The organism is Roseateles sp. 22389 (assembly GCF_052044995.1).
Classification (GTDB): Bacteria; Pseudomonadota; Gammaproteobacteria; order Burkholderiales; family Burkholderiaceae_C; genus Roseateles.
The window spans coordinates 1-26,488 of record NZ_JBQEOF010000020.1 but is presented as its reverse complement, the minus strand read 5'-3'; the positions used below and the strand labels follow the sequence as shown (position 1 = coordinate 26,488).

30 protein-coding genes and 2 tRNA genes are annotated in these 26,488 nt (G+C 69.5%); 22 read left to right on the top strand and 10 right to left on the bottom strand.

Going from position 1 to position 26,488, the window contains the following annotated elements; genetic code table 11:
* Positions 1-66: 66 nt before the first annotated feature.
* On the bottom strand, positions 67-894 hold the full coding sequence (locus tag ACTJKJ_RS22170; protein ID WP_147243002.1) for an undecaprenyl-diphosphate phosphatase: 828 nt from the start codon (positions 892-894) through the stop codon (positions 67-69).
* A gap of 264 nt (positions 895-1,158) precedes the next feature.
* Here ACTJKJ_RS22170 and ACTJKJ_RS22165 point away from each other — a divergent pair, with 264 nt between their 5' ends.
* The 6 genes from ACTJKJ_RS22165 to ACTJKJ_RS22140 all read left to right on the top strand — a co-directional run bounded on the left by ACTJKJ_RS22165 (position 1,159) and on the right by ACTJKJ_RS22140 (position 6,513).
* Positions 1,159-1,854: a TetR/AcrR family transcriptional regulator gene (locus ACTJKJ_RS22165; RefSeq protein ID WP_183480053.1), complete on the top strand. Its 696-nt coding sequence runs from the start codon at positions 1,159-1,161 to the stop codon at positions 1,852-1,854.
* A gap of 48 nt (positions 1,855-1,902) precedes the next feature.
* On the top strand, positions 1,903-2,556 hold the full coding sequence (locus ACTJKJ_RS22160; RefSeq protein WP_440822103.1) for a protein-L-isoaspartate O-methyltransferase family protein: 654 nt from the start codon (positions 1,903-1,905) through the stop codon (positions 2,554-2,556).
* Between the two features lie 256 nt (positions 2,557-2,812).
* On the top strand, positions 2,813-4,165 hold the full coding sequence (locus tag ACTJKJ_RS22155; RefSeq protein WP_091733733.1) for a TolC family outer membrane protein: 1,353 nt from the start codon (positions 2,813-2,815) through the stop codon (positions 4,163-4,165).
* Between the two features lie 120 nt (positions 4,166-4,285).
* Positions 4,286-5,071: a peroxide stress protein YaaA gene (gene yaaA / locus ACTJKJ_RS22150; protein WP_440822100.1), complete on the top strand. Its 786-nt coding sequence runs from the start codon at positions 4,286-4,288 to the stop codon at positions 5,069-5,071.
* A 53-nt stretch (positions 5,072-5,124) separates the two neighbouring features.
* On the top strand, positions 5,125-5,985 hold the full coding sequence (locus tag ACTJKJ_RS22145; RefSeq protein ID WP_440822098.1) for a 2OG-Fe(II) oxygenase: 861 nt from the start codon (positions 5,125-5,127) through the stop codon (positions 5,983-5,985).
* Between the two features lie 90 nt (positions 5,986-6,075).
* Positions 6,076-6,513, top strand: coding sequence for a hypothetical protein (locus ACTJKJ_RS22140; protein ID WP_440822096.1), 438 nt, complete (start codon positions 6,076-6,078; stop codon positions 6,511-6,513).
* A 116-nt stretch (positions 6,514-6,629) separates the two neighbouring features.
* Here ACTJKJ_RS22140 and efp read toward each other — a convergent pair whose 3' ends face one another.
* Both efp and earP read right to left on the bottom strand, forming a co-directional pair.
* Entirely contained in the window at positions 6,630-7,184 is a 555-nt protein-coding gene (efp, locus tag ACTJKJ_RS22135) for an elongation factor P (RefSeq protein WP_091733741.1), read from the bottom strand.
* 146 nt (positions 7,185-7,330) lie between these two features.
* A complete protein-coding gene (gene earP / locus ACTJKJ_RS22130; RefSeq protein ID WP_440822094.1) occupies positions 7,331-8,437 on the bottom strand; it encodes an elongation factor P maturation arginine rhamnosyltransferase EarP in 1,107 nt (368 codons plus the stop codon).
* A 32-nt stretch (positions 8,438-8,469) separates the two neighbouring features.
* On the opposite strand from earP, the gene uvrC reads away from it, so the two are divergent.
* The 7 genes from uvrC to ACTJKJ_RS22095 all read left to right on the top strand — a co-directional run bounded on the left by uvrC (position 8,470) and on the right by ACTJKJ_RS22095 (position 14,533).
* Positions 8,470-10,620 (top strand): excinuclease ABC subunit UvrC, encoded by a 2,151-nt coding sequence (uvrC, locus tag ACTJKJ_RS22125; RefSeq protein WP_440822092.1) that lies wholly within the window; start codon positions 8,470-8,472, stop codon positions 10,618-10,620.
* A gap of 29 nt (positions 10,621-10,649) precedes the next feature.
* Positions 10,650-11,195 carry a hypothetical protein gene (locus ACTJKJ_RS22120; protein WP_440822090.1) on the top strand — a complete coding sequence of 182 codons (546 nt, stop codon included), beginning with the start codon at positions 10,650-10,652 and terminating at the stop codon, positions 11,193-11,195.
* Between the two features lie 48 nt (positions 11,196-11,243).
* Positions 11,244-11,810, top strand: coding sequence for a CDP-diacylglycerol--glycerol-3-phosphate 3-phosphatidyltransferase (gene pgsA / locus ACTJKJ_RS22115; RefSeq protein WP_091733749.1), 567 nt, complete (start codon positions 11,244-11,246; stop codon positions 11,808-11,810).
* Between the two features lie 115 nt (positions 11,811-11,925).
* Entirely contained in the window at positions 11,926-12,198 is a 273-nt protein-coding gene (locus tag ACTJKJ_RS22110; protein ID WP_067270581.1) for an HU family DNA-binding protein, read from the top strand.
* 9 nt (positions 12,199-12,207) lie between these two features.
* A tRNA-Val gene (locus tag ACTJKJ_RS22105) sits at positions 12,208-12,283 on the top strand.
* A gap of 147 nt (positions 12,284-12,430) precedes the next feature.
* Positions 12,431-14,341: a peptidylprolyl isomerase gene (locus tag ACTJKJ_RS22100; RefSeq protein WP_440822087.1), complete on the top strand. Its 1,911-nt coding sequence runs from the start codon at positions 12,431-12,433 to the stop codon at positions 14,339-14,341.
* A gap of 116 nt (positions 14,342-14,457) precedes the next feature.
* Positions 14,458-14,533, top strand: a tRNA-His gene (locus ACTJKJ_RS22095).
* A 209-nt stretch (positions 14,534-14,742) separates the two neighbouring features.
* Here the strand turns inward: ACTJKJ_RS22095 and ACTJKJ_RS22090 are convergent.
* The gene (locus tag ACTJKJ_RS22090; protein ID WP_440822085.1) at positions 14,743-15,051 is read right to left on the bottom strand and encodes a T6SS effector amidase Tae4 family protein; all 309 of its coding nucleotides are present in this window, start codon (positions 15,049-15,051) and stop codon (positions 14,743-14,745) included.
* Positions 15,052-15,161: 110 nt separating this feature from the next.
* On the opposite strand from ACTJKJ_RS22090, the gene ACTJKJ_RS22085 reads away from it, so the two are divergent.
* The 3 genes from ACTJKJ_RS22085 to ACTJKJ_RS22075 are packed head-to-tail and all read left to right on the top strand — an operon-like array spanning position 15,162 to position 16,262.
* Positions 15,162-15,404, top strand: a complete 243-nt coding sequence (locus tag ACTJKJ_RS22085) for a hypothetical protein (protein WP_440822083.1) — start codon at positions 15,162-15,164, stop codon at positions 15,402-15,404.
* Positions 15,405-15,413: 9 nt separating this feature from the next.
* Positions 15,414-15,611: a hypothetical protein gene (locus ACTJKJ_RS22080; protein WP_440822081.1), complete on the top strand. Its 198-nt coding sequence runs from the start codon at positions 15,414-15,416 to the stop codon at positions 15,609-15,611.
* 33 nt (positions 15,612-15,644) lie between these two features.
* Positions 15,645-16,262, top strand: coding sequence for a hypothetical protein (locus ACTJKJ_RS22075; protein WP_440822079.1), 618 nt, complete (start codon positions 15,645-15,647; stop codon positions 16,260-16,262).
* Between the two features lie 52 nt (positions 16,263-16,314).
* Here the strand turns inward: ACTJKJ_RS22075 and ACTJKJ_RS22070 are convergent, their stop codons facing one another.
* Entirely contained in the window at positions 16,315-16,890 is a 576-nt protein-coding gene (locus ACTJKJ_RS22070; RefSeq protein ID WP_440822077.1) for a hypothetical protein, read from the bottom strand.
* A gap of 50 nt (positions 16,891-16,940) precedes the next feature.
* Here ACTJKJ_RS22070 and ACTJKJ_RS22065 point away from each other — a divergent pair, with 50 nt between their 5' ends.
* The 5 genes from ACTJKJ_RS22065 (at position 16,941) to ACTJKJ_RS22045 (ending at position 21,850) form a co-directional block, all read left to right on the top strand.
* Positions 16,941-17,126: a hypothetical protein gene (locus ACTJKJ_RS22065; RefSeq protein ID WP_440822075.1), complete on the top strand. Its 186-nt coding sequence runs from the start codon at positions 16,941-16,943 to the stop codon at positions 17,124-17,126.
* 142 nt (positions 17,127-17,268) lie between these two features.
* A complete protein-coding gene (locus ACTJKJ_RS22060) occupies positions 17,269-18,801 on the top strand; it encodes a YXWGXW repeat-containing protein (protein WP_440822073.1) in 1,533 nt (510 codons plus the stop codon).
* A 30-nt stretch (positions 18,802-18,831) separates the two neighbouring features.
* Entirely contained in the window at positions 18,832-20,463 is a 1,632-nt protein-coding gene (locus tag ACTJKJ_RS22055; RefSeq protein WP_440822071.1) for a sensor histidine kinase, read from the top strand.
* The gene (locus ACTJKJ_RS22050) at positions 20,460-21,149 is read left to right on the top strand and encodes a response regulator transcription factor (RefSeq protein ID WP_091733757.1); all 690 of its coding nucleotides are present in this window, start codon (positions 20,460-20,462) and stop codon (positions 21,147-21,149) included. Before ACTJKJ_RS22055 ends, ACTJKJ_RS22050 begins: the two co-directional genes overlap by 4 nt.
* 254 nt (positions 21,150-21,403) lie before the next feature.
* Positions 21,404-21,850, top strand: a complete 447-nt coding sequence (locus ACTJKJ_RS22045; RefSeq protein WP_091733912.1) for an SgcJ/EcaC family oxidoreductase — start codon at positions 21,404-21,406, stop codon at positions 21,848-21,850.
* Here ACTJKJ_RS22045 and ACTJKJ_RS22040 read toward each other — a convergent pair whose 3' ends face one another.
* The 4 genes from ACTJKJ_RS22040 to ACTJKJ_RS22025 form a co-directional block, all read right to left on the bottom strand.
* Positions 21,851-23,398, bottom strand: coding sequence for a S8 family peptidase (locus tag ACTJKJ_RS22040; RefSeq protein WP_440822069.1), 1,548 nt, complete (start codon positions 23,396-23,398; stop codon positions 21,851-21,853).
* A gap of 3 nt (positions 23,399-23,401) precedes the next feature.
* On the bottom strand, positions 23,402-23,824 hold the full coding sequence (locus ACTJKJ_RS22035) for a hypothetical protein (protein ID WP_440822067.1): 423 nt from the start codon (positions 23,822-23,824) through the stop codon (positions 23,402-23,404).
* Positions 23,773-24,135, bottom strand: a complete 363-nt coding sequence (locus ACTJKJ_RS22030; RefSeq protein WP_440822065.1) for a zf-HC2 domain-containing protein — start codon at positions 24,133-24,135, stop codon at positions 23,773-23,775. The genes ACTJKJ_RS22035 and ACTJKJ_RS22030 overlap by 52 nt, the downstream gene beginning before the upstream one ends.
* Positions 24,132-24,752, bottom strand: a complete 621-nt coding sequence (locus ACTJKJ_RS22025) for an RNA polymerase sigma factor (protein WP_147240562.1) — start codon at positions 24,750-24,752, stop codon at positions 24,132-24,134. The genes ACTJKJ_RS22030 and ACTJKJ_RS22025 overlap by 4 nt, the downstream gene beginning before the upstream one ends.
* A 52-nt stretch (positions 24,753-24,804) precedes the next feature.
* Here ACTJKJ_RS22025 and ACTJKJ_RS22020 point away from each other — a divergent pair, with 52 nt between their 5' ends.
* On the top strand, positions 24,805-25,566 hold the full coding sequence (locus ACTJKJ_RS22020; RefSeq protein WP_440822062.1) for a hypothetical protein: 762 nt from the start codon (positions 24,805-24,807) through the stop codon (positions 25,564-25,566).
* A 10-nt stretch (positions 25,567-25,576) separates the two neighbouring features.
* Here ACTJKJ_RS22020 and trxB read toward each other — a convergent pair.
* A partial coding sequence (gene trxB, locus ACTJKJ_RS22015; protein WP_440822060.1) for a thioredoxin-disulfide reductase occupies positions 25,577-26,488 on the bottom strand: 912 nt, incomplete at its 5' end.

The following is a 26,488-nucleotide window of genomic DNA, read 5'->3' as shown; positions in this document are numbered from 1 at the left end:
CGTTCCCCATCCGGGGGAACGCGTCATCGGGGCGTCAGCTTCGCAGCGTGCCGGGCCGGGCGGCGCTCACTCGGCCCAGACGATCAGGCCGGTGTAGGCGGTGACCAGCACCACGATGCCGAAGGCGATCCGGTACCAGGCGAAGGGCACGAAGCTGTGGCTGGCGATGTAGCGCAGCAGCCAGCGCACGCAGATCCAGGCGCTGACGAAGGAGAAGAACAGGCCAACCGCGAACAGCGGGATGTCGCCGGTCGACAGCACCGAGCGCTCCTTGTAGAGGCTGTACAGGCCGGCGCCGATCAGCGTCGGGATCGCCAGGAAGAAGCTGAAATCGGTCGCCGCCTTGCGCGACAGGCCCAGCAGCATGCCGCCGATGATGGTCGCGCCCGAGCGGCTGGTGCCCGGCACCATCGCCAGGCACTGCACCAGGCCGACCTTGAGCGCGTCCAGCGGGCTCATGTCGTCGACCTCGTGGATGCGCACGGCGCTTTGCTGGCGGCGTTCCGCCCACAGGATGATCACGCCGCCGATGATGAAGGTGCTGGCCACCACGACCGGGGTGAACAGGTGTTCCTTGATCGCCTTGCCGAACAGCAGGCCCAGGACCACCGCCGGCAGGAAGCCGATCGCGACGTTGAGGACGAAGCGGCGCGCGCGGGCGTCGCTGCCCAGTCCGGCGGCCGTGTCGCGCAGGCGCTGCCAGTAGACGATGATCACGGCCAGGATCGCGCCGGTCTGGATCGCGATGTCGAAGACCTTGCCCCGCGCATCCTCGAAGCCGCCCAGCAGCGCGCCCGTGAGGATCAGGTGGCCGGTCGACGAGATCGGCAGGAATTCGGTCAGGCCCTCCACGATCCCCATGATCGCGGCCTTGATCAGCAGCACAGTGTCCAAACTACGACTCCAGAATGCCGCCTCGCTCGGGTCCGGAGGCGGTCGGCGCGGATCATAGCCCTGGCTCGGGAAGGGTTTGCCGCAGCGCAGCATTGATGTGGGCGCTCCGGCGTGAGGGGCGCGTGACGGTGCCGCCACGCCGTCATGCGGGGCGTCGCCTGGCCAGGGGACGCCGCGCGCGGCGGGTACTGCCGGCTTGACCGGGCTGAAAGCGCGCCGCTACATTACTGACCGGTTAGTCAGTTAGCAGTCCTCCATCCCCCCATGCCTCGCGCTTCCGCCAAGACCGACAGCTCCGCGCCGTCCTCCGCCCGACAGCGGCGCAAAGAGGCGCGTCCGCAGGAGCTGCTCGAAGCCGCGCTGTCGCTGTTCGTCGAGAAGGGCTTCGCCGCCACCCGTTCGGAGGAAGTGGCCGCCAAGGCGGGGGTTTCCAAGGGCACGCTCTACCTCTACTTCCCCTCCAAGGAGGAGCTCTTCAAGGCGGTGGTGCGCGAGGCCCTCGGCAGCAAGATCGCGGAAGGGATTTCCGAGCTCGCCAAGCACCAGGGCTCGATGGCGGAGCTGCTCACCTGGATGCTGTGGACCTGGTGGGAGCGCCTGGGCCGGACGCCGGCCGGCGGCATCCACAAGATCATGATGAGCGAGGCCCGCAACTTCCCGGAGCTGGCCGCGTTCTACAACGACGAGGTCATCGATCCCTGTTGCGAGCTGCTGGCAGAGGTGGTGCGCCGCGGCGTCGCCTCGGGCGAGTTCCGCGAGGTCGATCCGGATGCGGCGGTGATGGTGCTGATCGGGCCGATGCTGCACCTGGTGCTGCATGAGCACTCGATCGGCGCGGCCGGCGTGACCCACGACCACAAGTGCACGCCGGAGCAGGTGCTGTCGCTGCAGCTCGAGCTGATGTTCGAGGGACTCCTCAACCGCCCGCGCCATCCGGCCCCACCCCGGTCGCCCGCCTAGAATACCGCCCGCATTCGGCGCGCCAAGGGGGCCGCCAGAGGACTGAACATGAACTTCGAACAAGCCCGCTTCAACATGATCGAACAGCAGATCCGCCCGTGGGATGTGCTGGATCCCTCGGTGCTGGCCCTGCTGGCCGTGGTCAAGCGCGAGGACTTCGTGCCCGCCGCCTACCGCAACGTGGCCTTCACCGACGTCGAGCTGCCGCTGGCCAATGGCCAGAAGATGCTGCCCCCGCGGGTCGAGGCCCGCTGGATGCAGGAGCTGCAGATCGAGCGCCACGAGAAGGTGCTCGAGATCGGCACCGGCAGCGGCTACATGGCCGCGCTGCTGGGCCACAAGGCGCAGCAGGTCTTCAGCGTCGAGAAGGACGCCGCGCTGGGCGGCGCCGCCCGCGACGCGCTGCGCCGCAATGGCGTGCTGAACGTGACGGTGGTCGAGGGCGACGGCGTCAAGGGCCTGCCCGGCGAGGCGCCGTTCGACGTGATCCTGCTGTCCGGCTCGGTGCCGCAGGCGCCGCAGGCGCTGCTGGACCAGCTCAAGATCGGCGGCCGCATGGGTGTGATCGTCGGCGACGAGCCCGCGATGAGCGCGCGCATCATCACCCGCACCGGCGAGCGCGAGTTCACGACCAAGAACCTGTTCGAGACCGTCGTCCAGCGCCTGGACGGTTTCGACACCGGATCGCATTTCACGTTCTGAGCGGAGGGCGCGCGGCGGGCGGGGCGCTGGCAGCCCATCGCGCGTTATTGCCGTCACGGGGTGCGAAGACTGCAAGTCGTCGCATTTCTTTCGAGACAGGGGGGCGAGGTGATCTATAACCTCGCCCGGCACCGGAGCCGGGTCGGCGGCGATCGACCGGCGGGTGCCCTGGACCTGGATACCGGCCGCGGCACGTCCGCGGCCGGTCCGCAGTTGGATCGCTCCGAAGAACATCACATCGACACGAGGAAGCCTCATGGCCGCTGAACGCCGTACGTCTCCGATCTCCCGCCTGCCGCGGGTTTCGCTCCTGGCCGCGGCGCTCGCGCTGATGGCCGGGGCGGCCCAGGCGCAGAGCCTGCAAGAGCTGTACGACGCGGCCCGCGCCTACGACGCCACCTACCTGGCGGCGCGGGCGACGGCGGAATCGGCGCAATACCGCTACGGCCAGGCGCTGGCGCTGGCGCGTCCCTCGGTCGGCGTGGGCGTCAGCTCGACGCGCTCGGAACTCGACCCGCCCGGCAGCGGCGTGCAGCGCGACCGCTTCGGCAACACCGTCACCAATGCCGGCCTGAATGCCAAGTACGCCGTCTTCAACCGTCCCAACCAGGGCTCGATCGACCAGGCCCGACTGGGCGTCGATGTGGCCGAGTCGGACCTCGCCACGGCCGAGCAGGACCTGATCGTCCGCGTCGCGCAGGCGTACTTCGACGTGCTGGCGGCCAAGGACACGCTCTCGACCTCGAGCGCCAACAAGGCCGCGATCGCGGAGCAGCTGGCTTCGGCCAAGCGCAACTTCGAGGTCGGCACCGCGACCATCACCGACACCCGCGAGGCGCAGGCCCGCTACGACCTGGCGACCGCCCAGGAGCTGGCCGCCGACAACGACCTGCGCGTCAAGCGCGTCACGCTGGACCAGCTGGTGGGGCGCGTCGGCGTCGAGCCGCGTCCGCTGGCCGTGCCGGTGGTGCTGCCGCCGGTGGCGCCGTCCACGGTCGATCCGTGGGTCAGCCAGGCCGAAGGCGGTCATCCGGCGATCCGCAAGGCCCAGCTGGGCCTGGACATCGCGCGCTACGAGATCGAACGCGCCAAGGGCGCGCGCCTGCCGACGGTCGACCTGACCGCGCAGCTCGGCGTGCAGCGCTCCACCGGCGAGGGCGTGCAGTACACCGGCAACCTCAAGAACGCCTCGGTCGGCGTCGCGCTGAACATGCCGATCTACAGCGGTGGCGCGATCACCAACCGCATCAAGGAGACGGTCGCGCTGGAGGAGAAGTCCCGCAACGACCTGGACTTCGCCCGCCGCAGCGTCGAGGAAGGCACCAAGCGCGCGTTCTTCGGCGTGCAGTCGCTGCAGGCGCAGGTGAAGGCCTACGAGGCGGCCGAGGCCTCGTCGAAGCTGGCGCTGGAGGCGACCCAGCTGGGCTACAAAGTTGGCGTGCGGGTCAACCTGGACGTGCTGAACGCCCAGACCCAGCTCTACACGACGCAGCGCGACCTGGCCAAGGCCCGCTATGACGTGCTGGTGAACAGCCTCAAGCTGCGCCAGGCGTCCGGCCAACTGCGTCCCGAGGACGTGACGGCGATCAACGCCTTGCTCGCCCGCTGAGCGTCGCGGGACGTCGCAAGGCGTCGCGAACCACCGATGAAGGCCGCCCCAGGGCGGCCTTCGTTCATCCGGCGGCCTGGTGACAGGTCTTGCGCCCCGGACGCGCGACAATCCGCCCCCATGCTGTATGTGATCTCCCCCGCGAAGTCCCTGGACTACGACACCCCCACGCCCGAGGCGCTGGCCGCGTTGGCGGGTCGTCCCCACTTCGTGTCCCAGGCGGCCGAGCTGATCGGGGTCCTCAAGACCAAGACGGCGGCCGACATCGGCGGCCTGATGGACATTTCCGAGTCGCTCGCGACCTTGAATGTGGCCCGTTACCACGCGTGGTCGACGCGTTTCACCGACAGGAACAGCAAGCCCGCCGTGCTGGCCTTCAATGGCGACGTGTACGACGGCCTGCAGGCCGCGACGCTGTCGGTCGATGATCTGCAGTGGGCCCAGCGCCAGCTGGCGATCCTCTCGGGGCTCTACGGCGTGCTGCGGCCGCTGGACCGGCTGCAGCCCTACCGGCTCGAGATGGGCACCGCGCTGAAGAACGAGCGCGGCGGCAACCTCTACGCCTTCTGGGGCGACATCATCGCGGAGCACCTGAACGCGCAGTGCGCGCAGCTGTCGGCGCCGGTGATCGTGAACCTGGCCTCGCAGGAGTACTTCAAGGCCGCCGCCCGCAAGGTGCTGAAGCCGCGGGTCATCGAGTGCCAGTTCGAGGACTGGAAAGGCGGCCGCTACAAGATCATCAGCTTCTTCGCCAAGCGCGCGCGGGGCCTGATGGCCCGGTATGCGATCCAGCACCGGATCGGCACGCCGGCGGGGCTGCAGGATTTCGCGGTCGACGGCTACGCCTACGCGCCCGAGGCCAGCGAGCCGGATCGGCTGGTGTTCCGCCGCCGCGTCGCTGACTGAGCTGGCACACCGGGATACAGGCAGACACCGATCAGTTTGATACCGTTGCGACCATGAGCAATTCGCAATACCTCACGCCTGAACTGCGCGACTGGGTGGCCGCGCAGTTGCGCAATGGCATCACGCGCGAGGCGCTGTATCAGGCCATGCTGACCAGCGGCTGGCAGCCCGACATGGCGCAGCAGGCGCTGGCCGAGCACCGGCCCTTTGAGCCGCCGCTGACGCTGCCGGAGTTGCCCGAGCCGGCGATCGAGCCGGGCTCGCTGCCCGAACCGGACCTGACCGACCAGCGCAGCGTGCTGCTGCCCGACGGCCACCGCGTCGAGATCCTGATGGCGCTGCAGCGGCCACGGGTGATCGTGTTCGGCAACCTGCTGAGCGCCCAGGAATGCGACGCGATGGTCGCCGCGGCGGGTGCCCGGCTGGCGCGCTCGGAGACGGTGGCGGCGCAGCGCGAGGGCAGCGAAGTGAACTCGGCGCGCACCAGCGAGGGCATGTTCTTCGAGCGCGGCGAGAACGAGGTCGTCGCCCGCATCGAGCGCCGCATCGCGACGCTGCTGAACTGGCCGCTGCGCAACGGCGAGGGCCTGCAGGTGCTGCGTTATCGCGTCGGCGCCGAGTACCAGCCGCACTACGATTACTTCGACCCGCGACACGCGAGCAGCAAGGCGATTTTGGAGCGAGGCGGCCAGCGCGTCGCGACGCTGGTGATGTACCTGAACACGCCGGCGCGCGGCGGCGCGACGGTCTTCCCGGACATCAAGCTCGACGTCATGGCCCAGAAGGGCAATGCGGTCTTCTTCAGCTACGACCGGCCCGATCCCAGCACGCTGACGCTGCATGGCGGCGCGCCCGTCGTCGAGGGCGAGAAGTGGGTCGCCACCAAATGGTTACGTCGGGGTGAGTTCGTTTGACGCGGCCTTGACCGGCGCGCGGCTAGACTCGCTGATCATTCCCATGAGCGCTGGCCTGCGCGCCGGCGCGCCTCGAAGAAGGACCACTTGATGAAGTCGTTGATCGCCGCCCTGGGCACCGTGTTGCTGAGCACCCTCGCGCAGGCGCAAGGCCAGCCGCAGCCCCAGCCGGTCCCGCCGGCCACGGCGCCGATCCCCGCCGCGCACGCCGACATGGCCGCGCCGGCCACCGCGCCCGCCGCCACGGCTGCGAAGTCGGACAAGTCCGCGACGTCCACGAAGTCGGGCACCCGGCACAAGACGGCGGGGAAGGCCACGGGGAAGACGACTGGCAAGACCGCTGGCAAAACTGCCGGCAAGACGGCGAAGTCCGGCGGCAAGTCGCACGCTACCGCGAAGAAGTCGGGCGCCAGGAAGTCCGGTACCAAGCAGACGGCGCAGCACGCTTCGTCGGCAGGCAAGACCGGTTCGAAGAAGCTGGCCACGGCCAAGTCGAAGAAGAGCAAGGCGCGGCAGGTGGCCGCCTGAGCCTGGCGGTCGACCGGGGGCGCCCCGCGACGCGGCAACAAGACGCGGCCACAAAAAAAGCAGCCCGAGGGCTGCTTTTTTGTTGGGCGAGGAGCCGGTGCCGGCTCCGGCATCGCTCAGACGCGCTTGCGGTACTCGTGGGTACGCGTGTCGATTTCGATGTTGTCGCCCTGGGCCACGAAGATGGGCACGGGGATTTCGAAACCGGTGGCGATCTTGGCGGGCTTCAGGACCTTGCCCGAGGTGTCGCCCTTGACGGCCGGCTCGGTCCAGGTCACTTCGCGCACGACGCTGGTGGGCAGTTCCACCGAGATCGCCTTGCCGTCGTAGAACACCACTTCCACTTCCATGCCGTCCTGCAGGTAGTTGATGGCGTCGCCCATGTTCTCGGCTTCGACTTCGAACTGGTTGTATTCGGTGTCCATGAACACGTACATCGGGTCGGCGAAGTAGGAGTAGGTGCACTCCTTCTTGTCGAGGATGATCTGGTCCATCTTGTCGTCGGCCTTGAAGACGACTTCGGTGCCGGAGTTGTTCAGCAGGCTCTTCAGCTTCATGCGCACCGTCGCGGCATTGCGGCCACCGCGGCTGTATTCGGTCTTCAGCACGACCATGGGGTCCTTGCCGTGCATGATCACGTTGCCGGCGCGAATTTCTTGAGCGATCTTCATGATGATTCCGGGAGATTGGGTCCGGGCACAGTCACTTGGATGCTTGGAGATCCGAACTGTTCCGGCGGTGTGAGGCGTTCGGCGCTGGTTCGGGGAACCGCGCGTTCAGAACGCGAAAAGCCGCGCATTCTAGCTCGAAAGGCCTGTCACGCGCCACTCGCGCGCCGGGCAAAGGCCTGCAGCCGCGAGGTCAAATCCACTTGCGCCGCCAATTCGGCACGCCATGCGCGCGCCTGCGCGACGGCGGCCGGCCGCTCGCGCAGGGCCTCGGCGCAGGCCGGCGTCCACGGCCCCAGCCCGTTCCACGCGCGCGACAGGGCGCGCCAGTTCGTGGCCCACCGGCCCTCGGCGCCTGCCAGCGCGGCGTCCAGGAAGGCCTCCAGCTTCGGCCCGTGCGCGCCATCGTCCTGGAAGTAGATCTGCCACAGCATCGGCTGGCCGGCCCATTGCGCGCGCACGAAGGAGTCCTCGCCGCGCACGAGGTTGAGGTCGCAGGACCAGAGCAACTGGTCGTAACCGTCCTGCGTCAGATGAGGGAGCGCGAGCGCGCGCTGCCCGTCGCGCAGCAAGGCCGGCACGGCGCTCTGGGCCGCCCCGGGGCAGAGCAGCAGCAGCCAGCCGGGACCGAGCGCCTCGAGCAAGGGCGCCAGCGGCGCCTGCGGATACGCGAACAGGCTCAGCACCCGCTCGCCGGGCCGGCGGCCCCAGCCGCGCGCCGCGCGCCAGGCGTCGCCGTGATGCGCGGTGACGGCGTCGAGGAGCCCGGGCTCCCGGATCAGGCCGCCGGTGCGATCGTTGAAGCCGGGATAGAAGAACCACTTGTCGAGTCCAGCGCCCGGTCCGGAGAACTGCGGCGACTTCAGTCCATGGCTGCGCTCGACGTAGCTTTCGGCGCTGAGGTATTCGAGGTTGATCCACGCCGGCCGGACGGACCGCGCGGCCATCGCGGCGACGAAGGGCGCGGGCAGCTCGCAACCGAAGGTCTCGACGACGACGTCGCCCGGCGCCGCCCCCAAGCTCTCGTCCCAGGGTCGGCAGCTCAGGCCCGGGACGGCCTCCGGCTGCATCCAGGCCAGCGGCGACAGGTCGTCGCACCAGAGCCGCGCCTGCTCGCCGCGCCGGGCCAGGTCGCGCGCCAGCCGCAGGCAGACGCCGAGATCGCCGTAGTTGTCGATGACGCGGCAGAAGATGTCCCAGCTCATCGTGTCAGGAGACTGCTCGGGGGAAGCGGATTCGGCGAGGGCGTCGGGCATCGCGGAATTATCCGGCGGCACAATCGCGCCCCATGAGCACGACCCCCGCCGGCGCCAGCGAAGTGCCGGAGCCTTCTTCCCCGACCGTCCCCGCGGAGCCCCCGCGCGCCGATGCGCCGGCTGCAACCGATGCGCCCGCCGCGCCGCCGCCGTCCCACGCCGAGGCGTGGAACGCCCAGTCCGAAGCCATCGAGGCGGCCGAGTCCCGCCGCGTCGCCGACATGGAGCGCGCCGCCCGCGCGGTCCGCGACCGGCTGCTGGCCGAGGTGCTGGCGCTGCCGGCGCTGCCGGGCGTCTACCGCTACTTCGACGCGCAGGACCATGTGCTCTACGTCGGCAAGGCCAAGAACCTGAAGCGGCGCGTTTCGAGCTATTTCCAGAAGGACCACGGCGGCACGCGCATCGGGATGATGGTGGCGCGCATCGCGCGGCTCGAGACCACGGTGGTGCGCACCGAGGCCGAGGCGCTGCTGCTCGAGAACAACCTGATCAAGGCGCTCAACCCGCGGTTCAACATCCTGTTCCGCGACGACAAGAGCTATCCCTACCTGCGCCTGTCGGGCCACGCCTGGCCGCGCATCAGCTACTACCGCGGCGCGGTCGACCGGCGCCATCGCTACTTCGGCCCGTTCCCCAGCGCCTGGGCGGTGAAGGAATCGATCCAGCTGATCCAGAAGGTCTTCCAGCTGCGGACCTGCGAGGACACCGTCTTCAACAACCGCAGCCGACCTTGCCTGCTGCACCAGATCCACCGCTGCACTGGCCCCTGCGTGCCCGAGGGCCAGAACGACAACTACCGTCGCAACGTCAGCAACGCGGAGCGCTTCCTGCTCGGCGAGACCCAGGAGGTCCTGGACGCGCTGCAGGCGCAGATGATGAGCCACGCCGAGCGCTTCGAGTACGAGCAGGCCGCCGGCATCCGCAACCAGATCACCGCCTTGTCGAAGGTGCTGCAGCAGCAGGCCGTCGACGAGAACAGCGCCACCGGGCGCGATCGGGACGTCGACATCCTGGCGGTGAAGCTGCAGGGCGGACGCGCCTGCGTGAACCTGGCGATGGTGCGCGGCGGTCGGCATCTGGGCGACCGGGCCTACTTCCCGAAACACGTCGACGACGCGACGGCGGTTCAGCTGCTCGACGACGACGATCTGCCGGAGCTGGACGCTTCGGCGGCGGGCGAGGGCGCCGCCGGTGGCGCGGCCCAGCGCCCCGCGCCGCCGAGCCCGGAGCGCCAGGTCCTGGAGGCCTTCATCGCCCAGCACTACCTCGAGATGGCGGTGCCCTCGCTGCTGGTGCTGTCGGAGCCGGTCGATCCGGCGCTGGCCGAGGCGCTGAGCGCGCAGGCCGGCTATCGCGTCACCACGCAGGCGCAGCCGCGCGGCCAGCGCCGCATCTGGCAGGAGATGTGCGTCAAGGGCGCCGAGATCGCGCTGGCGCGGCTGCTGTCGGAGGAGGGCTCCCAGCAGGCGCGCACGCGCGCGCTCGTGGATGCGCTGGACCTCAGCGTCACCGAGCTCGACAAGTTCCGCATCGAGTGTTTCGACATCAGCCACACCGCCGGCGAGGCGACGCAGGCGTCCTGCGTCGTCTTCGAGGGCCACCAGATGCAGAGCAGCCAGTACCGGCGCTTCAACATCGAGGGCATCACCGGCGGCGACGACTACGCGGCGATGCGGCAGGTGCTGACACGCCGTTACAGCAAGATGGCCGAGGCCGCACAGAATGGCACCGGTCGTCTGCCGGACCTGGTCCTCGTTGACGGCGGCAAGGGGCAGGTGTCGATGGCGCGCGAGGTCTTCGAGGAACTCGGCGTCGACCTGAGCCTGATCGTCGGCGTCGAGAAGGGCGAGGGCCGCAAGGTCGGACTGGAGGAACTGGTCTTCGCCGACGGGCGGGAGAAGGTCTACCTGGGCCGCGATTCGGCGGCGCTGATGCTGGTCGCCCAGATCCGGGACGAGGCCCACCGCTTCGCCATCACCGGCATGCGGGCCAAGCGGGCGTCGATCCGCACCGGCGGCTCGCGGCTGGAGGACGTGCCGGGCGTGGGACCGAAGAAGCGCGCGCAGCTGCTGCAGCGTTTCGGCGGCGTGCGCGGCGTGGCGGGGGCGAGCGTCGAGGAGCTGTGCAGCGTCAAGGGCATCTCGCGCGAGCTCGCCGAGGACATTTATCGCGCGCTGCATTGAATGCGGCGCGGTGGGTTGGGAATGGAGTCATGACAACGATCGATCGGATCCCCGGGAGGGACGCGGCGCGCTGGGGCGCCAAGGTGGCGCTCGCGCTGATGCTGGCCGCCTGCGGGGCGCCCGCGCCGCAGGCGCCGTCGCGGCCTCCGGCCCAGCCACCGGCCGCCGCGCCGGAGGCGGCGGTGACGCCCGCGGCGCCCGCCGCGCCGGTCGCGCGCCGCGGCCTGCCGCTGCCCGCGCCGCGCGCGGTGAGCTCTCACGAGGCGCTGCGGCGCCAGGCGGCCGAGCGCATGGTGGCCGCCAATCCGGACGGCACCTACATGGGCGAGGTGCCGCCCCAACTGCTGGCGATCCCGGTGCTGGAGATCGAACTCAACCAGGACGGCTCCATCCGGCACATCCGCGTGCTGCGCAAGCCGAGCCAGGCCGAGGACACCATCGAGGTCGCCATCGCGGCCGTGCGCCGTGCCGCGCCTTTCGGCGACGTGAGCCGGCTACCCAAGCCCTGGAAGTTCGTCGAGGTCTTCCTCTTCGACGACGACCGCCGCTTCAAGCCGCGCACGCTGGACGATTAAGCGACAGCCGACGGTTCGCCGCCTGGAACCTGGGCCACAATGCCGCCCATGTTCTGGACGCTGCCAACCCTGCTGACCTGGGCCCGCATCGTGGCCATCCCGCTGATCGTCGGGGTGTTCCACCTGCAGATGACGCCCGCCCATCAAAACCTGCTGGCCACCGTCCTGTTCATCACGGTGGCCCTGACCGACTGGGCGGACGGCTACCTGGCGCGCAAGCTCAACCAGACCTCGTCCTTCGGCGCCTTCCTGGATCCGGTGGCCGACAAGTTCCTGGTCTGCGCGGCGCTGCTGGTGCTGCTGGAGCAGGGCCGTGTCGACGCGCTGGTGGCGCTGGTCATCGTGGGGCGGGAGATCGCCATCTCCGCGCTGCGCGAGTGGATGGCGCAGATCGGCGCGTCGCGCTCGGTGGCCGTGCACATGCTGGGCAAGCTCAAGACCACGGTGCAGATGGTGGCCATTCCCTTCCTGCTCTTCAACGGCACGCTGTTCGGCGTGATCAACACCGCCGCGTGGGGCACCTGGCTGATCTACCTGGCCGCGGTGCTGACCATCTGGTCGATGGTCTATTACCTGCAGAAGGCGCTGCCCGAGATCCGCGCCAAGGTGCGCTGAGCCGTCCCCCCGCTTGTATCGGGACTTCCCCCTTGTCGGGGCCCGAGGGCAATGCGTCTAGAATCCGCTTCCCGCGCCGTTCGGCGGCCTGGCAAACCAATGAGGGGGTACCTTCGTGAACAAGTCCGAATTGATCGAGCACATCGCCAAGCAGGCGGACATTTCCAAGGCCGCCGCGGGGCGTGCGCTGGAAGCCGTGATCGGCGGTGTGAAGACCACGCTCAAGAAGAACGGGACGGTGTCGCTGGTGGGCTTCGGCACCTTCAGCGTCACGAAGCGCGCCGCGCGCACCGGCCGCAACCCGCGCACGAACGAGGCGATCAAGATCAAGTCGGCGAAGGTGCCGAAGTTCCGTCCGGGCAAGGCCCTCAAGGACGCCGTGAACTGACCAGTTCCCGGGCGCTTAGCTCAGTTGGTAGAGCGGCTCCTTTACACGGAGTAGGTCGGCGGTTCGAGACCGTCAGCGCCCACCAAACCCGAGGCTAGAATGCCGCGGCGCAAAGGCGAACCCCGGTTCGCCTTTGTCGTATGTGACGCCGCCCGATGGGCGGCCAGACGCGAGGCCGGCCCCTGCACCGGCCCGTGCGCGTCGACCCTTCCGAGATGACCCGAGGTTGTTGATGTTTGATTTCGTACGCAAGCACACGCGGCTGCTCCAGTTCCTGCTGCTGATCGTGATCCTGCCGTCCTTCGTGCTGGTGGGCGTGGAGGGCTACAGCCGCTTCATGGAGGGGGGCAACACCGCCGTGGCGAGCGTGGACGGCCACAAGATCACGCAGTCGGAATGGGACGCGGCGCTGCGCCAGCAGGTCGAGCGCATGCGCCAGCAGGCGCCGACGATGGACCCGAAGGTCTTCGACTCGCCGGAAGTGCGCAAGGACGTGCTGGAGAACCTGCTGCGCGAGCGCGTGCTGGCCGCGGTCGTGACCGACGAGCACCGCAACATCACCGATGCGCAACTGGAGGAGATCGTCCGCACCGATCCCCAGCTGGCGCCGCTGCGCGGCCCGGAAGCCAAGCAGATCCTGGCCCAGCAGGGCCTGACGGTGGACGGCTTCCTGCAGCGCCTGCGCCAGGAGCTGCAGATGAACGGCGTGCTGGGCCCGATCGCGCAGAGCGCGCTGCCCACGCAGGCCAGCGCCGGCCTGGCCTTCGACGCGCTGCTGCAGCAGCGTGAGCTGCGTTTCCAGAACTTCGCCGCGAAGGACTTCGCCGCGACGCTGGTGCCCAAGGACGCGGACCTGGAGGCCTACTACAAGGACCCCAAGGTCTCGGCCAAGTTCCAGCTGCCCGAAAGCGCCGACATCGAATACGTCGTGCTGGACGCCGCCGCGCTGCAGGGCGGGGTGACGGTCAGCGCCGACGACGTGCAGAAGTTCTACGAGCAGAACAAGGCGCGCTTCACCAGCGATGAGGAGCGCCGCGCGAGCCACATCCTGATCAAGGCCGGTGCCGACATGTCGGCGGCGGACAAGGCCAAGGCGAAGGCCAAGGCCGAGGCCCTGCTGGCCGAGGCGCGCAAGAACCCGGCCGGCTTCGCCGAGCTGGCGAAGAAGAACTCGGAAGACCCGGGCTCGGCGGCGAATGGCGGCGACCTGGACTTCTTCGGCAAGGGCGCGATGGTCAAGCCCTTCGAGGACGCGGTGTACGCGCTGAAGAAGGGCGAGATCAGCAACGTGATCCAGTCCGACTTCGGCTACCACGTGATCATGCTGACCGACCTGCGCGGCGGCCAGGTGCGCCCGTTCGAGACGGTCAAGGCCGAGATCGAGTCCGAGCTGCGCAAGCAGCTGGCGCAGAAGCGCTACACGGAGATGGCCGAGGACTTCGGCAACACCGTGTATGAGCAGAGCGATTCGCTGAAGCCGGCGGCCGACAAGTTCAAGCTGGCCATCCAGAAAGCGACGGTGCGCCGCAAGGCCGCGCCGGACGCGACCGGCCCGCTGGCCTCGGCCAAGCTGCTGGAGGCGGTGTTCGATGCCGACTCGCTGAAGAACAAGCGCAACACCTCGGCGATCGAGGCGGGCGGCAACCAACTGGTGTCGGCGCGCGTGGTCGCGTACAACGCCGCGCGCGTGCCGGCGCTGGCCGAGGTCAAGGCGGCAGTCGCGGCGGCCTGGGTGCAGGACCAGTCGGCGGCGGCCGCGAAGAAGGCGGGCGAGGCGCGCCTGGCCGAACTGCAGAAGGGCGGCGACGCGAAGGGCCTGGGCGAGCCGGTGACGGTGTCGCGCGCCAAGCCGGGCGTGCTGCCGCAGAAGGCGCTGGACCAAGTCCTGCGCGCGGATGCGTCCAAGCTGCCGGCCTATGCGGGCGTGGACGTCGGCGATGGCAGCTACCTGGTCGTCAAGATCGAGAAGGTGCTGCCGCGCGATCCGGCGTTGATCGATCCCAAGCGCGCGGCCGAGCAGTACGCGCGGGCGTGGAGTGCCGCCGAGATGGCGGGCTACTACAACGTGCTGAAGAGCGAGTACAAGGCCACGATCAAGCCGTCGGCGCTGGCGGCGACGGCCGCCTCGGCGCCGACGAACTGAGGGCGTCGCGCTGAATGAAGCGGGGCGGCACTCGCGCGATTCGAATGATTTTCAGAAGAATCGCAGAAAGTGCTTCCCACAGAGGAGAAATTCAGCCATAATCTAAGGCTTCTCCGGTGGCTGTAGCTCAGTTGGTAGAGTCCCAGATTGTGATTCTGGTTGTCGTGGGTTCGAGTCCCATCAGCCACCCCACCGAATAGAAGAAAACGCCCGCAAGACGCAAGTCCTGCGGGCGTTTTGTTTTGGCGCCGCAGAACTCTCTACGTCGCCCCATATTTCCAAATTGGGAATATCGCGGTCACCTGGACCGGGCGCGCTTGGACAACTTCAAGCTGTCCCACTTCGCCGAACGCTGCCCGAGCGCCGGCTACGTCCACGACTTCGTGCGCGGTGCGGCGGAGCTAACGGGGCAAGTCACTCGGTAGCGGCGTCTTCGCTTTGCTGAGACTGGAGAACCCTGGACCTGACTCTATCCCCAGCCCGAAGCGCAGGAACGTGACGGCTGCACCCTCAAGGCCGGAGGCCGTGAGGCGGCTGCCGTTCCAGAGGTCGATGTGATCGCCGGTCGACACCTTCTCATTGCCCCGGGTCCAGTAATCCGCGAAGTAGACGATCCCGGTTCGCCCTTTGATCCTCTTCTCCCAGTTCTCACCGGTGATGGTCTCGGGCGACGGGGCAATTCTTTCGATGCGCTGACTCTTCAGCCACACGGCTTGAATGAGCCAGACTCAACGCTGGCGAACGCTGATGGCCTTCATATGAGGGCTCCGGCTCGAGGAGGGGGCTGCATAGAATCGGCCTCACATTCAAGGGAGGCCCCATGGGCGGAGAGATTCGAGAGGAAGCCGGCGGACGCTTTGCGTCCACGATGGTCTACAAGGGTTGGACCATTGAGGCCGCCAGTGGATACGACGCAGTGCAGGACAACTTCACGGCGCATCTCTACTTGACCGCTCCAGGCGGAAGGCCCAAGAAGGAAGACATTCCGCTTCGTTTCTCGTCGCACGAGGCGGCTATTCAGCACGCCATGAACAACGGGATCTCGATCGTCGACTTGCGCTGACAGGCGCTCATGAGCGAGCAGATCGACACCGTCCCCAGGGAGCGCGCCGCGCTCTACTTCATCCAGCTGTCCGTCGGCGGGAAGGTCGTCCCGAAGGAACTACAGCAACGGCTGCAGGACAAGGGCTTCGTCACCGCGCTGTGCGAGGGCGGCCGGCGCTGGCTCACGGAGCGTGGCGATACGATCCACCGCCGTGGCAGGGAGTAGATGAGGCGCAGGTTCTGGACATGGACCAACCGGGTGGGCCTCGCCGTTGGTTGGATCGCTTCGATAGTGGTGTTCGGTGTGGCCCGCGAGTTCAACGCTTCGGAGTGGCTGAAAGCGCTGGAAGTGGCGATCAGCATGTTCGCGGCGGTTGGCACCGTCGGGGCCGTTGTTGTCGCGCTCGATTTGGCCGGACGCAGCGACTCGCTCGAGGACCGACGAAGCACGGTGGCGGCGCGAATGGCCGCTGTGCGGCTTCTTCCTCCGTTGCAGGCGCTTGAGGACCAAGCTTCGACGGTAGCGAGAGAACTGAACTACACCGACATTCCTCACGTTGGCCGACACAGGGGCATGCGAGATCGAATGCTCCGAGGCGAGCTCTTCGGAGAATCCGTTCTTAACCTGGAAGATGCTGATGTCGCGGCGACCGAATGGTTGGTGCCGAATCTTGCGCAAGATCTGTCCCAAGCGCTGATGGCATTCCGACTGCTCAGAGCGGAAATCGTGGAGTTTGACGAGCATAAATTCGGTGATCGCGGCCCGATCAGCGGAGAGGACATGCTGCGGTGGGAACGCGAGTCCAAAGAAGGGGCGGAGTTGATCTCGCGAAGTGTGAAAGCGCTTCTTGACCTCACCCCTCGTCGCGTTCGATAGGGCGCTGCTGGCCGCCCTGTGCGTCGGCTTCCCTCCGACCTCGATGGCGCCTTCAAGACGTCGAACTGATGTGCGTGATCAGCCCTTTCGAACCTCCATTCAGGAAGTACCCCGACAGGACTGCGCTGCCGATCGAGAAGGTTTTCGGCCTGTTCGATCCGTCCCAGTAGGCCGTGTGGCCCGAGACATCCATGAACAGCGAGAAGTCGTAAGTGACGCCGCTGCCCTTGCTGGTGACCGGGGCGACCTCCGTCGCGGCGTGATTGCCATCCAGATCGTCGAGCGTCGTCACGGGCGCGGTGTCGTCGTGGTCCGCCTGGTAGCGTTGGCGCAGTACCGCAATCGCTCGTTCAGCGCCCCCGACGTGGTCCCTGCGGAAGTCCTTGCCGAGGAAATACTCGTAGGTGAAGCCGCCTGAGCTGATATTCAGCTTCGCCTGCACGACGGAACGGTTTGAAGATTGCGGTCCGAGCGCCGGCTGAAGCATCCGGCGCTGGGCAAGCACCCGAGCGGAGCGATCAGCGAGCGATTGGATCGCGTCCGGATCGCTGCCTTGAAGCTGCCGAGTTGCCGTCGCCGCGGCCGGCTTCTGGTGCTCGGGGTGAGCGTTGATGTCTCGACCTCTCATCTCCCACTCCCATGGTGATTGCGGGCTGGCTCGAGCCGCGCCAAGGGATGATGACCGCCGTCGACCGCGGACGCCATCGGTCGATTGCTGAGATCGGTCCGTCCAAATCGCTTAGGCGTTCGTGGGAATGGCTAGCCGCTGCTTCGGAGATCCGCCCTCGTTTCGGCGCCCCGATGCCGCTGGCGCGCGAAGTCTTGCATCAACGCTTCATTGAAGTGAAATTCGCGCTGGCATGACGACTTCTTGAGGCTTGCGCGACCCCTGCTTGATCCCCTCTTGATCTGGCTAACAGCCCGATACGAAACGCCATTTCGAGGGTCAACGACTGGCACCGCCCCCCCGTTGGCGGGACATCACAGCCACCCTGGATGTCCCTCCATGCGCATCTCCTTCCGTCTCACCGCGCTGGCGACCGCGGCGCTCGCCACGCTCCTCGCCGGATGCGTCGCGCCGTCGCACACCGTCGTCCATGCCGATGCCTCCTACCGCGTCGCGCCCGTCTGGACACCGCCCCCTCCCGAACCCGTCATCAGCGTCCAGGTCGAACCGCCGCTGGTGCAGCCGGCACCCGTCCTCGTCGACGTCGCGCCGCCGCCGATGCTGGTGGAAGTGCCGCCGCCCCAGCCTTATCCCGGTGCCGTCTGGACCGGCGGTTATTGGGGCTGGCAGGGCCGCTGGGTGTGGTGCGCGGGGCGGTGGGCATCGCCGCCGCGCACCGATGACGTCTGGGTCCAGCCCTATTACGAGCATCGCGATGGCGCCGTCGTGTTCGTCTCCGGCTTCTGGGCGGCGCGCGGCGTGGCCTTCGTGCCGCCAGCGCCGGGACTGCATCTCTCGATCCAGGTCGCGATCGGGGGAGGGACCCGCCCCGTCGGCCCGATGGGCGTGTTCGTGCCGCCGCCGCCCGGGTCGCGTCCGGGCCTCATCGTGCCGGCGCCGATCGGCACGCCGCCGGCGGTCGTCGTCAGCGCGCCGCCGGTGACCAACATCGGCATGCGCATCCAGAACAACACCACGCAGATCAATCACACGGTCATCAACAACACGGTGAACAACACGACGAACGTCAACAACGTTCGCAATGTCACCAACATCACCAACGTCACGATCGTGGCGCCGCCCGGATCGACCGCCGACGGCAAGGCCTTCCATGGCGATGTGCCCGCGGCCTCGCACCTCGCCGCGGCCATGCCGACCTTCGGGCATGTCCATGCGGCCGCGCCGCCGCCCGTGAGCGCGCCGCCGCTGCCCAATGCCAACGGCGGTCGTCCTGCCGCCTTCGGGGCAGCGCCACAGGCCATGCCGACCTCGGCGTCAACGCCGATGCCACCCGGCCATGCGGCACCGCCGCAGGCGGCGACCGGCCTGCCGCCATCCACGCGGCCGACATCGGATCCCGCCGCCCTGCAGCATGAGCGCGACTTGCAATTGCTGGAACGTCAACAGCAAGAGCACCAGCAACAAGAACGCCTGCTGCAGGAGCGCCAACAGCAAGAACGCCTGCTGCAGGAGCGCCAACAGCAAGAACGTCTTCAGGAGCGTCAGCAGCAAGAGCGCCAACAGCAGTGGGGCCAGCAACAAGCGCATCAACAGCAAGAGCAGCAGCAACGCGAGCAGCAGTTGCAGGAGCAGCGTCTGCAGCAGCAGCAGCAGCAGCAGCACCGCCAGCAATGGGAACGGGCGCAAGCGCGCGAGCAGGGCCATGAGGACGCCCGCGACGGCAACCCGGCGTCGCACCGCCCGCCGGCCAGCGCGCCGCCGTCGCGCGAGGCCGGTCGCCCGGACGATCACCGCCGCGATGCCCGCGACGCCGAACGGGCGCGCGCCCGCGGGCAGGACCGGTCGCACGGGCAGGAACAGGAGAAGGAAAAAGAGAAGGAAAAGGAGAAGGAGAAAGACCGGGACCGCTGACGCGCGCGCGGTTCCCTAGAATCGCGCCGCATGTACCGACTCCGACTCACGCTCGCGCTGTCCGCCATGCTGACGCTGGTCTGCCTCCAGGCCGGCTTCGTCTACCTGGGCACGGTGCGCGTGGATGGCTACGCGCGCCACAGCCGCCTGACCAGCGACCTGTTGTCGGAGTTGCTGGACCTTTCCGCCAACAAGCAGCGCCTGCGCAACTGGGCCGCCCAGCAGGTGATGGGGGCCGGCGCCACCGACGCCGCGCGCGAGCGCCTGCTCGACGCGATGGATGCCAGCGTGCGGCGCCTGGACGAGGTGACGCGCCGCCATCTCGAGTCCTGGCAGGACATCGCCGAGCGCGACGGCGTCCCGGTCCCGGCCGAGGCCACGCAGCTGGTGGACATCAGCGCGCTGCTCGGCGAGAGCCTCGTCGAGTTGCGGGACCAGTTGCGCGCGCTGACGCCGCACCAGGACCGGGAAGGCTTCGAGGCCGTCTGGCGCCAGCTCAACCAGGTCTTCGACATGACCCACGGCCGCGACCTGCGCGACCTGCTCAACGGTGCGATCGAGAGCCAGCGCAAGGCGGTCCCGATCGCCCGCGCCGCCACCGAGCAGGGCATCGAACGGCTGCGGCTGCAGGCGGTGGCGATGGTCGGCATCACCTTCGCGCTCGCGGTCCTGCTCAGCCTGCACCTGAGCCGGCGCCTGAAGCGGCCGCTGGATGCGCTGCTCGAGGGCGCCCAGGCGGTGCAGGCCGGTCGGCTCGATCACCGCATCCCCGTCGGTAGCGGCGACGAGTTCGACCATGTCGCCCGGCGCTTCAACGCGATGGCCCAGGAGGTCCAGCAGCACCGCGAGGCCGCCGAGGCGGTGCGGCGCGGCCTGGAGGACGAGGTGCGCGCCCGCACCGGCGAACTCGAGCGCGCGCATCAGTCGCTGCAGCAGCTCGACCACCGCCGGCGACAGCTCTTCGCCGACCTCGGCCACGAGCTGCGCACGCCCGCGACCGTGATCCGCGGCGAGGCCGACGTCGCGCTGCGCGCGGCGGCGCTGCCGGTCGAGGACTACCGGCTGGCGCTCCAGCGCATCGTCGCCGCCGTCAAGCAGCTGACCGGCCTGGTGGACGACCTGCTGCTGATCGCGCGGGCCGAGGCGAACGAGCTCGACATCGCGCGCGACTGGCTGCCGCTGGGAACGCTGCTGGACGGCGCGATCGCGCAGGCGAGGGCGCTGGCCGCGGTCCATCGCCTGACGCTGGCGGTGGACGCGGTGCCCGATGGCATCGACGTGCATGTCGACGAGACCCGGCTGCGCCAGGCGCTGGTCATCGTGATCGACAACGCGATCCGCTACTCCCGCCCGGACAGCACGGTCCACGTCGCCTGGGCCGCCGGCGAGGGCCGGCACCGGATCAGCGTGATCGACACCGGCATCGGCATTCCCGAGGACGAGCTGCCGCTGGTGTTCGAGCGCTTCATGCGCGGGCGGCTGGCCCGCGACCATCGCGCCGACGGCACCGGCATCGGCTTGTCGATCGCCCGGTCCATCCTGGCCGCGCACGGCGGCGCGCTCGAGATCGAGAGCCGCGTCGGCGCCGGCACCACCGTCCACCTCATCTTTCCCGACTCCCACGACGCGCCGCTGGTGACAGCCGGTGCCCACGACGAATGAACCGACAGATCCTGCTCATCGAGGACGATGCCCGCATCGCCGACTTCCTGCGTCGCGGCCTGAGCGCCGAGGGCTACGTGGTCGAGGTGGCGACGACCGGGCCCGAGGGCCTGGCCCGCGCCCGCACCGGCGAGGCGGCGCTGATCATCCTGGACCTGATGCTGCCGGGCCTGGGCGGCCTGGACCTGTGCCAGACGCTGCGCGCCGAGGGGCATCACGCGGCCATCCTGATGCTGACCGCGATGGACAGCACCGCCGACAAGGTCCGCGGCCTGCGCCTGGGCGCGGACGACTACATGGTCAAGCCCTTCGACTTCGAGGAGCTGCTCGCGCGGCTGGTCGCGCTGCAGCGCCGCGGGCGCGAGCAGCGGGTCGAGGCCGCCGTGCTCCGCGTGGCCGACCTGACCTTCGATCGCGAGCGCATGCAGGTGCGCCGCGCCGACCGGCCCATCACGCTGACCGCGAAGGAGCTCGCCTTCCTGGAGCTGCTGATGAGCGCGCCGGGCCGGCTGTTCAGCCGTGAACGGATCCTGGCCAACGTGTGGGGCGCGCAGGTCGATCCGCTCACCAACGTGGTCGACGTCTACGTGCGCCGGCTGCGCGCCAAGATCGACGAGGGGCACGCGCTGCCGCTGCTCAAGACGGTGCGGGGCCTGGGTTACCGGATGGACGACGCGGCCGAGTAGCCGGCCTGTTCATCTGCGGTTCATCTGGATCGCCGCTTCGGTTCATCTTCCGTGCGGCTCGGGTTCATGCGGGCTTTCCAGAATCGATCCTGCGCCGGGTCTTCCGGCGCGGCGCCGAGCAGGCGCTTCTCTCAACGATCGATCTGGAGCCTTCCTACATGACCGTCACCGCCCATCTCCGCGATGCCTCCGCTGTCCGCTCGAGCCCGGGGTCGCTGTCCCGCGCCCGCTGGGTGCCCACGCTGGCCGCGCTGATGCTCGGCGCCGCCGCCGGCACCGCCTCGGCCCAGGACCGGGCCGCGTCCACCGCCAGCTGCGTTGCCGCGGACCGGGCGCAGATCGCGGCGCTCTTCGACCGCTGGAACGCGTCGCTGGCCACCGGCAGTCCCGATCGCGTCACCGCCAACTACGCGCCCGATGCCGTGCTGCTGCCCACCGTCACCAATGAGCCGCGCACCACGCCGGCCGAGATCCGTGACTACTTCGTGAAGTTCCTGAAGAACAAGCCGCAGGGAACGATCGACAAGCGCGTCATCAAGATCGACTGCAATGTCGCGCAGGACGTCGGCACCTACACCTTCCGCTTCGCCGACGGCAGCTCGGTCAAGGCGCGCTACACCTACGTGTACCAGTGGCGCGACGGGCAATGGCTGATCGCGCATCACCACTCGTCGGCGATGCCCGAAGCGACGCGTCCCTGATCAGCGGGCTGCCGTCGCGGCGGCCTCACCGTCGCAGCGCAGCCCGGACACGCCGAGCATCCGCGCCGCCGCGCAGGCATTGATGCCGCCGGTCGCGCTCATCGAACCCAGGAGCGCGCGCCGCAGGCGCGGCGCATCGGCCACCGGGTCGGCCGCGCGCAGCAGCGCGACGACGCCGGTGACGTTCGCGGCGGCGAGCGAGCTGCCGGTGTCCATGTCGTAACCGCCGTTGGGCACCGTCGTCAGCACCGCGCGCCCGGGCGCGACCAGCCAGCCGTCCGCGTCCGCCTCGGCCGCATCGCCGGCGCTGGCCACGACCAGCGCACCGGGCACCTCGCTGGGAAAGCCTTTGCCGAGCCGCTCCGGCGGCGCCGCGGCGACCAGCACCGCGCCGCGCGACTGCGCATGGCGCGCCAGGCGGGTCAGCAGCGGATCGCTGGGGCCGCCCAGGCTCAGGTTGATCACGTCGGCGCCGTCCGCGATGGCCGCGCCCAGCGCCTGCGCCAGCGTGAACGAGTTGCAGCGCGCCGTGCCCGGCCCGGGCCGCTCCGCGCGCGATTCGGTCCAGCAGGCGCGGTAGCTGGTGATCACCGCGCCGGGCGCCAGGCCGACGATGCCCTGGCGGTTGTTGGCGCGCGCGGCGATCAGGCCCATCACCTCGGTGCCGTGGCGCTCGGGCACGCCCTCGACCAGCGCACCGCCGCCCGAGACATAGTCCCGCTGCCGCGCGACCTGGCCGGACAGGTCCGGATGGCGCGCATCTACGCCGGTGTCGATCACCGCGACCTTCACCCGTGCGCCCACGCTGACCTGCTGCAGCGCGGCCGCGGACATCTGCTGGAAGCCCTTCTGCAGGCCGAAGTAGGGGTCGTTGTAGGGCGCTCCGGGCGTGCCGAGCGTGGTGCTGGGCGAGGTCGCCGCCGCGGCGGACGCCGAGGCCGTGCCCGTGTCGATCGACGGTCCACCCGTCGCACTCGTTGCGCTCGTCGCGCCGGGCCGCGTCGCGGCATCGCCGCCCTGCGGCCCGCCGGCCAGCGTCTCGAACTCGTTCAGCGGCTGCGCCAGCTTTACGCGCGCGTCGCGTCGCACGCGCGTCAGCAGCGCGCCCACGTCGTCGTCGCCGGTCAGCGTGAACAGCATGCAGCGCAGGTTCAGCGGCGCGATGGTCCACGCGGCTTCCTCGTGCAGGTGGTACTCGCGCGCCAGCGCCTCCGACAGCGCCGAAGCGCGGGCGCTGCCCGCGTAGCCGGCCATGCGGCGGTAGTCGCCGCGCGGCGATCCACCCGCGCCGGACAAGGGCTCGCCCCGGTCCTCGACGGCCAGGATCACACGGCGCGTTTCGGCCCGCGGCTCGGCCCGCGGCGCACTCGCCGCGGTCGACGGGCCATCGGGCGCGACCGTCGCCGTGGACGGCGCCAGCGGGGTCTCGTCGCCTGGTGTGGCCGCCAAGGCCGCCAGGGCCGGGGCGGCCATCACGGCGAGCGAGGCCAGCGCCACGAGCCGACGTGCGACGCCGCCGCGTCGCGCGAACTTGCGATCTCCAGCCACCGCTCAGCGCTCCGCGACCGCGCTGCCCACCGGCTCGGCCAGCAGCACACCGGGTTCCGCGCGCAGCTGCTGCACCAGCGCGTGCGCCGGCAGCGAGGCGCCCGATGCCGCCGGCATGGCGGGCGCCAGCAGCAGGCTGCTCGCGTCCTCGTCCGCGCCGACGATGCGCAGCCCGTGGTGCGCGAGCATCTGCCGCAGCCGGCCCATGTCGACGCGCTCTTCCGGCACCAGCCGGACGACCGCGCCGGAAGGCAGCGTCGACGGCTGGCTCAGCGTGACGTAGTCGGAGGCGGGCGCCTCGCCCGGCCAGATCCGCAGGCCGAGCACGCACAGCGCCACCGCCTGCACCGCCACCGCGGCGCTGAGCCAGCGCGTCAGGCGGCCGCCGTCATTGGCGGCCCGGCCCCGTGGCCCCTGGACCGGCATCGTGGGGGCGGCCTCCCGGTCGCGCGCCCAGAGGCGATNTGGATCGCGTCGGCGTCCGCCGTGGCGCCAGCGCTGCCCACGCCCGCGGGATCCTGCATCGCCGCGTGGATGCGCTGCTGCAGCGCGAGTTCGTCCCGGCAATGCGCGCAGTGCGGCAGGTGGGCCTGCACCAGGCGCTGCTGCTCCGGCGTCGCCGTGCCCGCGACGACCCAGGCGATCATGTCCCAGACCTGGCGGTGCTCGTTCGGCGTCACGTGGACCGGATCGGTGGTGGCCTTGCCGGCATCGGAGGGGGTGTCGTGGGAACTCATGGCTGTCCTTCGGTGCCGCTGGCGGGACGGGGGAGGCCGCCCAGCTCGGGCAGCACGTTGCGCAGCCGGACCCGCGCGTGGAACATGCGCGCCTTCACGGTGCCGGTGGCGCAATTCATGATGCGGGCGATGTCCTCGCAGGTCTCGCCCAGGTAATACGCCAGCTCCATCGTCACCCGCTGCTCGGTCGGCAGCGTCGCCAGGCCGCGCATCACCCAGTCGCGCTGCTCGCGGTCGGCGGCCTCGTTGAAGGCGGGTTCGGCCGAGGCCAGTTCCGCTTCATGGACGGCGGAGGCATTGATCTCCTCGGCCGTCACGCCGTCGCGCAGCGCCTTGAGCATGCAGCGGTAGGCGATGCCATGGATCCAGGTCGAGACGCGCGACTCGCCGCGGAAGTTGCCGGCGCTGCGCCACACGATCCAGAGCGCGTCGTTGACGACCTCGTCGGCCAGGTCGGGCCGTCCGCAGCAGCGCAGCACGAAGCGCGACAGGCGCGGCTGGCAATGCCGGTAGAGCTGCTCGAAGCCGGACCGGTCGCCGGCCGCGGCGGCCTGCAGCCAGGTGCGCAGACGCGACTCGAGGGCCGTGTCCGCCTCATTGGGAACAGATGGAAACATGGGGCGACGAATTCTGCAGAAGTGTCGTTCATGGGTGCCACAATCGCCGCCGATGGTTGTCGAGCCCCCTAAAAATGTCGTCATCGCCCTGCTCGTCAGAGGGAGAACCCGGGTCTGGGACCGGCCGCTGGCGGTGGGAATCGCCGCGCTGGCCGCCGCTGCCACGGTGCCCGGCGCCGCCGATGCACAGACTTGGGGCGGCACGCTGTCGGTGGTGTCGGAGCGGGTCTCGCGCGGGCTGAGCCTGAGCGGCGACCATCCCGGCGCGACCGCCGACTTCTTCTACCGCGACGACCGCAACTGGGCCCTGGGCCTGGGCCTGGGCACGCTGGATCCCGACGGCGGCGCGACCGCCGAGGCCATCGTGTCGGCGACGCGCTGGTGGCAGGTCGACGACCACCGGACGCTGACCTTGTCCGGCGCCTATTACGACTACACCGGCCCCGGCGCGGGGCGCCTGCGCTACAGCGAAATCTCCGTCGGCAGCCTCTGGGACGGCGGCGCCTGGGGTCAGTGGGGCGGCACGGTGTCGCTGTCGCCGGACCTGGCCGCGTCGTCCTCGCGGGGCTACGCGGTCGGCCATCCCGGCGCGACCATCGTCGAGCTGACCTGGCATCGGCGCCTGTGGGGCGCGCTCGCCGCCGACGTGGGCTGGGGCATCGTCAGCCCCTGGGGCGGCGAGGGCAGCTCCTACCGCTTCGCCAACGGCGGCCTGAGCTACACCGCCGGCGCCTGGCGCTTCACCGTGTCGCGGCTCTACAGCTCGGTGCCGCCCCAGCAGCGCTGGGTCGCCGGCGTGGCCTGGTCCTTCTGACCGCGGCCGCTCAGCCGGCCTGCTGCTCGAGGAAACGCTGCGCGTCCAGCGCCGCCATGCAGCCGGTGCCGGCGCTGGTGATGGCCTGGCGGTAGACGTGGTCCTGCACGTCGCCGGCGGCGAAGACCCCAGGCACGCTGGTCATCGTGGCGAAACCCTCGGAGCCGCTGCGCGTCAGCACGTAGCCATCGCGCAGTTCGATCTGCCCCCGGAAGATCTCGGTGTTGGGCTTGTGGCCGATGGCGATGAAGCAGCCTTGCAGCTTGACGTCGGTGGTCGCGCCGTCCTGCGTGCTCTTGATGCGCACGCCGGTCACGCCGCTGGCGTCGCCCAGCACCTCGTCCAGCGTGTGGAACAGGTGCAGCTCGATCTTGCCGGCCTGGACCTTGTCCATCAGCTTGTCGACCAGGATGGGCTCGGCGCGGAACTTGTCGCGGCGGTGGATCAGGTGGACCTTGCTGGCGATGTTGGACAGGTACAGCGCTTCCTCGACCGCGGTGTTGCCGCCGCCGACCACGCAGACCTCCTGCTCGCGATAGAAGAAGCCGTCGCAGGTCGCACAGGCGCTGACGCCGCGGCCCATGAAGGACTCCTCGGACGGCAGGCCCAGGTACTGCGCCGAGGCGCCAGTGGCCAGGATCACCGTGTCGGCGGTGTAGACGGCGCTGTCGCCGGTCAGCGTGAAGGGGCGCTTGGAGAAGTCGACGCTGTTGATGTGGTCGAAGACGATCTCGGTCTGGAAGCGCTCGGCATGCTGCTGGAAGCGCTGCATCAGCTCGGGGCCTTGCACGCCCATCACGTCGGCGGGCCAGTTGTCGACCTCGGTGGTGGTCATCAACTGACCCCCTTGCGCCATGCCGGTGACCAGCAGCGGCTTGAGGTTGGCGCGGGCCGCATACAGGGCGGCGGTGTAGCCGGCGGG